The organism is Paraburkholderia piptadeniae, assembly GCF_900007165.1.
In the GTDB taxonomy this organism is placed as follows: domain Bacteria; phylum Pseudomonadota; class Gammaproteobacteria; order Burkholderiales; family Burkholderiaceae; genus Paraburkholderia; species Paraburkholderia piptadeniae.
In genome coordinates this window covers 282,694-291,967 of sequence record NZ_CYGY02000030.1, presented here as the reverse complement: position 1 = coordinate 291,967, position 9,274 = coordinate 282,694, and the positions used below count along the sequence as shown (strand labels likewise).

At 64.9% G+C, this 9,274-nt stretch carries 8 protein-coding genes and 1 pseudogene; 7 read left to right on the top strand and 2 right to left on the bottom strand.

What is annotated here, in order from left to right; translation table 11 throughout:
- The 5 genes and pseudogenes from BN2476_RS48235 to BN2476_RS15965 form a co-directional block, all read left to right on the top strand.
- Nucleotides 1-122 (top strand): annotated as a pseudogene (locus BN2476_RS48235) (IS630 family transposase); the annotation flags it as partial.
- A 78-nt stretch (nt 123-200) separates the two neighbouring features.
- The gene (locus BN2476_RS15980) at nt 201-2,120 is read left to right on the top strand and encodes an ABC transporter permease (RefSeq protein ID WP_087735116.1); all 1,920 of its coding nucleotides are present in this window, start codon (nt 201-203) and stop codon (nt 2,118-2,120) included.
- Complete coding sequence (locus BN2476_RS15975; protein ID WP_087735115.1) at nt 2,117-2,920, top strand: ABC transporter ATP-binding protein; 804 nt, start codon at nt 2,117-2,119, stop codon at nt 2,918-2,920. The genes BN2476_RS15980 and BN2476_RS15975 overlap by 4 nt, the downstream gene beginning before the upstream one ends.
- The gene (locus BN2476_RS15970) at nt 2,917-3,630 is read left to right on the top strand and encodes an ABC transporter ATP-binding protein (RefSeq protein WP_087735114.1); all 714 of its coding nucleotides are present in this window, start codon (nt 2,917-2,919) and stop codon (nt 3,628-3,630) included. The genes BN2476_RS15975 and BN2476_RS15970 overlap by 4 nt, the downstream gene beginning before the upstream one ends.
- 133 nt (nt 3,631-3,763) lie before the next feature.
- Nucleotides 3,764-4,984, top strand: coding sequence for an ABC transporter substrate-binding protein (locus BN2476_RS15965; protein ID WP_087735113.1), 1,221 nt, complete (start codon nt 3,764-3,766; stop codon nt 4,982-4,984).
- A gap of 134 nt (nt 4,985-5,118) precedes the next feature.
- Here the strand turns inward: BN2476_RS15965 and BN2476_RS15960 are convergent, their stop codons facing one another.
- Complete coding sequence (locus BN2476_RS15960; RefSeq protein ID WP_087735112.1) at nt 5,119-5,370, bottom strand: hypothetical protein; 252 nt, start codon at nt 5,368-5,370, stop codon at nt 5,119-5,121.
- A gap of 302 nt (nt 5,371-5,672) precedes the next feature.
- On the opposite strand from BN2476_RS15960, the gene BN2476_RS15955 reads away from it, so the two are divergent.
- On the top strand, nt 5,673-6,254 hold the full coding sequence (locus BN2476_RS15955; protein WP_087735153.1) for a DUF6496 domain-containing protein: 582 nt from the start codon (nt 5,673-5,675) through the stop codon (nt 6,252-6,254).
- 70 nt (nt 6,255-6,324) lie between these two features.
- Here BN2476_RS15955 and aptA read toward each other — a convergent pair whose 3' ends face one another.
- Complete coding sequence (gene aptA / locus BN2476_RS15950; protein ID WP_087735111.1) at nt 6,325-7,653, bottom strand: omega-aminotransferase AptA; 1,329 nt, start codon at nt 7,651-7,653, stop codon at nt 6,325-6,327.
- Between the two features lie 163 nt (nt 7,654-7,816).
- On the opposite strand from aptA, the gene BN2476_RS15945 reads away from it, so the two are divergent.
- Nucleotides 7,817-9,235 (top strand): aminotransferase-like domain-containing protein, encoded by a 1,419-nt coding sequence (locus BN2476_RS15945; protein WP_087735152.1) that lies wholly within the window; start codon nt 7,817-7,819, stop codon nt 9,233-9,235.
- The last annotated feature ends 39 nt before the right edge of the window (nt 9,236-9,274 follow it).

Genomic DNA, 9,274 nt, shown 5'->3' with positions numbered 1-9,274 from the left:
TCCAGCGTTACGTCGATCAGTACAACCTCCATAAACGCCCGTTCATGTGGACGGCCACCGCCGATTCCATCCTCGAAAAAATCGGGCGTTTATGCAAAGTTATTTCTGGGACAGAACACTAGAGGTTTTTCACTTGCTGCAATCGCCTTCCATTTCCTGTATATGATGCAGCCCATCGCAACTCAACGCCGACGGGCACGATGCTCCCCAACCTGCTGGTCCAACTCGTCAACGGACTCGCCGACGCCTCCGCGCTCTTTCTCGTCGCGGCGGGCCTGTCGCTGATCTTCGGCGTCACGCGGATCGTCAACTTCGCGCACGGCTCGTTCTACATGCTCGGCATTTATGTCGCGTACAGCTTCGCGAGCCGCTTCGGCGCGAGCACGGCGGGCTTCTGGCTGTCGATGCTCGCGGCCGCCGTCGTGACGGGCATATTGGGCGCACTCGTCGAGCTGTTCGTGCTGAGGCGCATCTATCAGGCGCCCGAGCTGTTCCATCTGCTCGCGACGTTCGCGCTCGTGCTGATCATTCGCGATGCCGCGCTTGCGATCTGGGGACCGCAAGATCTGTTCGGCCCGCGCGCGCCGCATCTCGCGGGCGCTGTCGAACTGCTAGGCCATCGGCTGCCGACGTATGACATTGCGCTGATCGTCATCGGGCCGCTCGTGCTTCTGCTGCTGTGGTACGCATTGACACACACGCGATGGGGCACGCTCGTGCGCGCCGCGACGCACGATCGCGAAATGCTCGGCGCGCTTGGCATCGATCAGGCGTGGCTCTTCACGGGCGTGTTCTTCGTCGGCGCGTTTCTCGCGGGGCTGGGCGGCGCGTTGCAAGGGCCACGCATGTCCGCGAATCTCTCGCTCGATCTCGAGACCATCGGCAATGCATTCGTCGTCGTGGTGGTCGGCGGAATGGGCTCGATTCCTGGTGCGTTCATCGCGGCGCTGTTGATTGCTGAAATCAAGGCGCTGTGCATCGGCATCGGACATCTGTCGCTGTTCGGCGTCGATCTTTCGTTGAGCCGCTTCACGCTGGTCGCGGAGTTCGTCGTGATGGCCGTCGTGCTCGTCGTGCGGCCCTGGGGATTGCTCGGGCGCGCCACGTCCGCCATGCGTGCGATGTCCGTTGCCGAAGCGCCGCTGAAGCCTGCGGGCAAGCATCTGAAGTGGCTGGCCGTGTGCGTGCTCGCAGTGCTCGTGCTCGCGCCGCTCGCGGCCAACGCGTTTCCGTACATGCCCGTGTTGCTCGTCGAAATCCTGATCGCCGTTCTGTTCGCCGCGAGCCTGCACTTCATCATGGGTCCGGGCGGCATGCACTCGTTCGGCCATGCCGCGTATTTCGGCCTGGGCGCGTATGGCGCCGCGCTATTTCTGAAAGTGCTCGATCTGCCGATGGAAGCGGCGCTCGTCCTCGGTCCGTCGCTGGCCGTGCTCGGCGCACTCGTGTTCGGCTGGTTCTGCGTGCGGCTGTCGGGCGTGTATCTGGCGATGCTCACACTCGCGTTCGCGCAGATCGTGTGGTCGGTCGTCTATCAATGGGATGACGTGACGGGCGGCAGCAACGGCATCCTCGGCTTGTGGCCGTCGAACTGGCTGTCGTCGCCCGTCGCGTACTACTACCTGACGCTCGCGTGCGCTGCGCTCGGCGTGTGGCTCTTGCGCCGCATGCTGTTTTCGCCGTTCGGCTACGCGATGCGCGCGTCGCGCGATTCGGCGTTGCGCGCCGAAGCGATCGGCATCGATACGAAGCGCGTGCAATGGGCCGCGTTCGTGATCGCATCGCTGTTTTGCGGTCTGGCGGGCTCGCTTTACGCATTTTCCAAGGGCACGATTTCGCCGGAAGTGATCAGCGTGAGCCGCTCCGTCGATGGACTCGTGATGGTGCTGCTCGGCGGCATTCAGACGTTGACAGGGCCCGTCGCGGGCGCGGCGTTGTTCACGTGGCTGCAGGATGCCGTCGCGCGGCAGACGGACTATTGGCAGGCGCTGCTCGGTGTCGCGATCCTGCTGCTCGTGATCGCGTTTCCGCAAGGCATCGTGGGCTTCGTGCGCGAGCGCTTCGAGCGCGATGATTCAAACGAAGCCGGGCATCGGCAAGCAACAGGAGGCGGACGATGAGCCTTCTGCGCGTATCGAATCTGTCGATGTCATTTGGCGGCGTGAAAGCCGTCGATGATGTGTCGTTCGATGTTCAGCCCGGCGAGTTGCTCGCGCTGATCGGCCCGAACGGCGCTGGCAAATCGACGTGCTTCAACATCGTCAACGGACAACTGCGTCCTTCGCATGGCTCGGTACGGCTCGACGGCCACGAACTCATCGGCATGCGGCCGCGCGACATCTGGCGGCGCGGCGTCGGCCGCACGTTTCAGGTCGCCGCGACCTTCAATTCGATGACCCTGCTCGAGAACGTGCAGATGGCGCTCGTGTCGCGCGAAAAGCGTCTATACGGTTTATGGAAGCCGGCCGCATCGTGCTTCGAAGACGAAGCGATGGCGCTGCTCGATCAGGTCGGCATGGCCGCGCATGCGCGGCGCGCGTGCAGCGTACTCGCGTATGGCGACGTGAAGCGCGTCGATCTCGCCATCGCGCTCGCCAATCGTCCGAAGCTGCTGCTGATGGACGAACCGACGGCAGGCATGGCGCCGAAAGAACGCAACGATCTGATGGCGCTGACGAAGCGTCTCGTCTCCGGGCGCGGGATTGGCGTGCTGTTCACCGAGCACAGCATGGACGTGGTGTTCTCGTACGCGGATCGCGTGATCGTGCTCGCGCGCGGCAAGCTGATCGCACAAGGCGACGCGGACACGATACGCAATGACGCGAGCGTGCAGGCCGTGTACTTCGGCACGGGCAAGACGTTCCGGCCGCGCGCATCGCTGTCGCCCGACGGCGCGACGCAAACGGAGCCGCGCGCATGAACGCACCGATGCTGAAAGTCGAGAAGTTGAACGCGTACTACGGGCGCGCGCATATCCTCTTCGACGTGAGCCTCGAAGTGGGACGTGGCGAAGTCGTCGCGCTGATGGGCCGCAACGGCGCGGGCAAATCGACGACGATGAAAGCCATCATGGGCCTCGTGCCGCGGCGCGAAGGCCTCATTCAATTCGACGGCGCGTCTATCTCGGCGCTCTCGTCGCACAGGATCGCGCGCATGGGACTCGGCTACGTGCCGGAAGACCGCCGCGTGTTCTCTGACCTGACGGTGATGGAGAACCTCGACACGGGACGTCAGCAGCCGCGCGTAGGCGCGCCCACATGGTCGCCCGACAAGCTCTTCAGGCTCTTTCCGAATCTCGGCGAAATGCCGAAGCGCCTCGGCGGCCAGATGAGCGGCGGCGAGCAGCAGATGCTGACGGTCTCGCGCACGCTGATGGGCAATCCGTGGCTGGTGCTGCTCGACGAGCCGTCCGAAGGCGTCGCGCCCGTGATCGTCGAACAGATGGCGAACATGATTCTCGAGCTGAAGCGCGAAGGGCTGTCGATCCTGCTGTCCGAGCAGAACCTGCATTTCGCGGAACTCGTCAGCGATCGCGCCTATGTGCTGGAAAAAGGCCAGATACGCTTCAGCGGCACGATGCGTGAACTGGCGCAAAACGATGTCGTCCGGCGCGCGTACTTGAGCGTTTGATGTGTTGACGGCCTCGTATCGAGCGATGCGCGTTGAAAGCGCGTCCGCAAAACTCCGGTACGATGCACCGTCCGGCGGCCTGGGTTCGTCTCGTCGCGCCGCATCACTCAACTGACAATAAACGGAGTTACGCATGACCTCGCGCGCAGCCTGGATCTCTCGCATGACCGCTTCACTGACCGTCTCGCTGACACTGTCGCTGACGGCGACGGGCGCGTCGGCGCAGCAGACGATCAAGATCGGCGAAATCAACAGCTACAAGGCGCAGCCCGCATTCCTCTTGCCGTACAGGAACGGCTGGAATCTCGCGCTCGATCAGGTGAACGCGGCGGGCGGCGTGGTAGGCAAGAAGCTCGAAGTGGTTTCGCGCGACGACAACGCAAATCCCGGCGACACCATACGCGTCGCGCAGGAGCTGATCGCGCGTGAGCAGGTGCAATTGCTGTTCGGCGGCTATCTGTCGAATACGGGTCTCGCGCTCACGGACTTCGCGAAGCAGAAGCGCATTTTCTTCCTTGCCGCCGAGCCGCTGACGGACAAGATCGTTTGGGCCGACGGCAACAAATACACGTACCGTCTGCGTCCGTCGACCTACATGCAAGTCGCGATGCTCGTGCCCGAAGCGGCGAAGCTGAAGAAGAAGCGCTGGGCGCTCGTGTACCCGAACTATGAATACGGCCAGTCGGCCGTCGCGACGTTCAAGAAGCTGCTGAAGGCCGCGCAGCCCGACGTCGAGTTCGTCACCGAACAGGCGACGCCGCTGGGCAATCTCGACGCGGGCGCGACCGTGCAGGCGCTCGCAGATGCGAAGCCCGACGCGATCTTCAACGTGTTGTTCAGCGCGGACCTCGGCAAGTTCGTCCGCGAAGGCAATACGCGCGGGCTCTTCAAGGATCGCAGTGTCGTGTCGCTGCTGACGGGCGAGCCGGACTATCTCGATCCGCTCGGTGCCGAAGCGCCCGCCGGCTGGATCGTGACGGGCTACCCGTGGTACTCGATCGATACGGCCGCGAACAAGAAGTTCGTCGCCGATTATCAGGCGAAGTATCACGACTATCCGCGTCTTGGCTCGGTGGTCGGCTACGCGGCGCTGATGTCGATCGCAAACGGCATCAAGAAGGCCGGCTCGACCGATCCCGACAAGCTCGCGGCCGCGTTCAAGGGCTTGAATGTCGATACGCCGTTTGGGCCGATCACCTATCGGCCGCAAGACAATCAGTCGACGATGGGCGCATTCGTCGGCGTGACCGCATTGAAGGACGGCAAGGGCGTGATGACGTCGTATCGCTATATCGACGGTGCGAGCGTGCAGCCGTCGGATGCGGAAGTGAAGAAGCTGCGCCCCGCCGAATGACGCCGAATAGCGCCGGATAACCCGGATAAAAGGCGCTGCGGAAGGCGCGCCCCGAAGGCCGGCTACGCGCATTGCGCAGCTGGCCTTTTTCTTTGCGCGCGCAGGACATCACGACTCGATGTCACGACGCAGCGTCACTCCTCCGCGTCGTGCTCGGCCACGAAGTGCCGCAGATACGCGAGCACGGCTGCTTCCGCCGCGCGATGGTCCGCGCAGCTCTTCGAGCCGGCGTTTTCTTCATCGCCGAAGAGCGTCGACGGCGCGTCGTGCACGTCCACTTCCTGCCCCTCGCGGAAGATGCGGATCTCGTGCACGTCCTCCACATACTCCGCGATCCAGTGAATGCCTTCGATGTGGGTGCCTGCCCTGACTGTCGGTGTATTCATGAGGCGTCTCCCGGCGAGCCGGGTCATCGTGCCGGCCCTTCACGTACCTTCACCTGCCATCGCGTGCCTTCACGTAAACCATAGACGCTCGGCGCGCATCGCGCAGCCTATGTTGCGCATCGAATCCGCATCGGTTGCGCTGTGCTTGCTTCAACGCAGCCTGCAATTTGCGCATGAATTTCTCAAGCAGATTCGCTGGAATAGCGAAAAACGCGGGGATTCGCGGCGATGCGCCGCGTCGGATCGGCAAGGCACATCCGTTGCTGGAATGCATGGGCCACCAGTCAAACGGGAGCACTGTCATGCCTGAAAAAGCAACCATGAAGCGTGCCGCCGCCGACAAGCGCGCCGGCAAGTCGTCGAGCACTCAGGCCGGCGAGTTCGTGAAGGAAGAAATCGACCACGTGCGCGAAGGCAAACACGGCGTGAAATCGGCGAAGCAGGCGGTCGCGATCGGCCTGTCGAAGGCGCGCCGCGCGGGCGTCCCGCTGAAGCAGCCAACGGCGGGGACGACGAGCGAAACCACCCACAAGAAGGTCGCCGCCGATACGGCAGCGGGCCAGAAGAAGTCGCCTGCGGCGAAGAGAACGGCGGCCAAGAAGGCTGTTGCCAGGACGACGGGCAAGAAGACGGCGGCACGCCGCCCGAGCAGCGAATCGACGGCCAAGCGCTCGCGCGTCTCCGAGTCCGTGCTGAAACGCGAAAGCGGACGCGGTGCATCGAAGGAAGCGCTGTCGAAGCAGACGAAGACGGCGGCGGCAAAGCGTCCGGCCGCAAGCCGTTCGGCCGCGGCGAAGAAGGCTGCTGCGACGAAGGGCGCGGCGGGCCGTTCAGCCGCCGCGAAGAAGGCCGCGCGTACGCGGGCTACGCGCGCGCATCACTAGCGGTGTGTATCGAAACGCCGCCGCGTTCGTCATGAAAGGGACGAACGCGGCGGCGCGGATCGAATAACGCTTACTGCACGGAAGCCAGCGTGTCGCGCACAGTCTGGAAGACCCGCTCGATCTGCGCTTCGTCGATGATCAGCGGCGGCGAGAACGCCAGAATGTCGCCCGTGAAGCGGATCAGCACGCCCGCTTCGAAGCACTTGACGAACGCCTCGTACGCGCGCGCGCCCGGCGCGCCGTCGCGCGGCTCCAGTTCGATGCCCGCGACCATCCCGAGATTGCGGACGTCCTTCACGTGCTTCGCGTCGCGCAGCGCGTGGGCGGCGGCTTCGAACTTCGGCGCCAGCGACGCCGCGCGCTCGAACAGGCCTTCCGTGCGATACAGGTCGAGCGTCGCGACACACGCGGCGGCTGCGAGCGGGTGCGCCGAATACGTGTAGCCGTGGAACAGCTCGATCGCGCCTTGCGCGCCGCTGTTGACGATCGTGTCGTGCACCGTGCGGCTCGCCGCGACAGCGCCCATCGGCACGGCCGCGTTGTTGATCGCCTTCGCCATCGTCAGCAGGTCGGGCTTCACGCCGAAATATTCGCTCGCCGTCGCCGCGCCCAGACGGCCGAAGCCGGTGATCACCTCGTCGAAGATCAGCAGGATGCCGTGCTTCGTGCAGATGTCGCGCAGCTTTTGCAGGTAGCCTTGCGGCGGAATCAGCACGCCCGTCGAGCCCGCGACGGGTTCGACGATCACGGCGGCGATCGTCGACGGATCGTGCAGCGCGACGATGCGCTCCAGTTCGTCGGCGAGATGCGCGCCCCACGCGGGCTGGCCTTTCGAGAACGCGTTGTGTTCGAGGTTGTGCGTATGCGGCAGATGATCGACGGACGGCAGCAGCGCGCCCGAGAACGTCTTGCGGTTCGGCGCGATCCCGCCGACGGAAATGCCGCCGAAGCCCACGCCGTGATAGCCGCGCTCGCGGCCGATCAGGCGCGTGCGCTGCCCTTCGCCGCGCGCGCGGTGGTAGGCGAGCGCGATTTTCAGCGCGGTATCCACGGACTCCGAGCCCGAGTTCGTGAAGAAGATGCGGTCGAGCCCTTCGGGCATCAGTTCCGCGACCTTCGACGCCGCTTCGAATGCGAGCGGATGGCCCATCTGGAACGTCGGCGCGAAGTCGAGCGTGGCGGCCTGCTTCTGCACGGCGGCGACGATCTCGTCGCGGCTATGGCCCGCGTTCACGCACCACAGGCCCGCGCACGCGTCGAGCACGTCGCGCCCGTCGCTCGAGCGGTAGTACATCCCTTTCGCCGATTCCAGCAGGCGCGGTGCGGCCTTGAACTGGCGGTTGGCGGTGAACGGCATCCAGAAGCTCGACAGGTCGTCGATGACGGGGCGCGAAGTCATGGGTTTCTCCTCGAATGGGTAGCGAAACTGTAGCGTCCGAGGTTAAATGGCGGACATAAACAGTTGACTCACTGCGCTGCTAACTGTGCTGGCCGAATCGCATCGACTGTGCTGTTAGCGGCCGCGTGCGACAACGAGCCGCCGCCCTGTCTTGACGCTGAAGATGATCGAACTCGAACTGGACCGTGACCGCCGTTCCGCGCCGACGCTCGTCGAGCAGGTCGTGCAAGGCTTCGCCCACGCGATCGACACGCAGGGGCTGCGCGCGGGCGCGCTGCTGCCGTCGGTGCGGCAGCTTGCGCAGTCGCATTCGCTGAGCACGTTCACGGTGACGGAGGCGTACAACCGGCTCGTGTCGATGGGGCTGGTAATCGCGCGGCGCGGCTCCGGCTATCGCGTTGCGCCGCATTCGCGGGCTGAGCATGCGAACACCGTCGACTGGCAGCCGCCGAGCCTCACCGCGACCTGGCTGCTGTCCGACGTGTTCGCCGATCATTCCGTGCCGATCAAGGCGGGCGGCGGCTGGCTGCCGAACGAGTGGATCAACGAAACGGGCATGCAGCACGCGTTTCGCGCGATGAGCCGCGTGCCCGCCGCGCGTCTCGGCGACTACGGGCATCCGTACGGCTTTGCGCCGCTGCGCGCGAAGATCGCCGAGCAGATGGACCGGCGCGGCCTGCCCGTCGACGTGTCGAACGTGCTGCTCGCTCAAGGCGCGACGCAGGCGCTCGATCTGGTCGTGCGCACGCTGCTGCGCGCGGGCGACGCCGTCGTGGTCGAAGATCCCGGTTACTGCAACCTGCTGCAGATCCTCAAGCTCGCGGGCCTGACCGTGATCGGCGTGCCGCGCACGCCGGCGGGCATCGATACGGACGCGCTCGAAAAAATCGTCGACCAGCATCGTCCGAAAGCGATCTTCGTGAACACGACGTTGCAGAACCCGACGGGCGCGACGTATGGCATGGCGTCCGCGTTCCGGCTGCTGCAGATCGCCGAGCGCAATCGCATGTGGGTGATCGAGGACGACGTGAGCCGCGAGCTCTGCGCGCCCGGCGCGCCCGTTTTCGCGGCGATGGAAGGCTTGCGGCGCGTGCTGTACATCAGCGGCTTTTCGAAAACGGTGACGCCCGCGCTGCGCTGCGGCTACGTCGTCGCCGAGCGCGACGTGCTGCGCGAACTGGCGCGCACGAAGATGGCGGTGGGGCTGACGTCGTCGGAGGCGATCGAGCGGATCGTCGACAAGGTGCTGCACGAAGGCCGTTACGCGCGCCACGTCGAGCAGGTCAACGACAGGCTGCGCGCCGCGCATGCGATTGTCGAAGAGCGGCTCGACGCGTTGGGTCTCGACGTGTTTCACCGGCCGCGCGCCGGGCTCTTTTTGTTCGCGCGCCTGCCAATCGAGCCCGAACGCGCCGGCGAGATCGCGACGGCGGCTCTATCGGACGGAATCTGGCTCGCGCCCGGCTCCTATTTCCGTCCCGACGACGCGCCGAGCGCGTGGTTCCGCTTCAACGTCCCGCATTCCACCGACGACGCGTTGTGGCGCTTCATCGAACGGATCGGCCGCGACGTTGCGGCGTGAGACCGTGCGAAAGGTTTCGCGTCGCGCTTCGATGAAAGG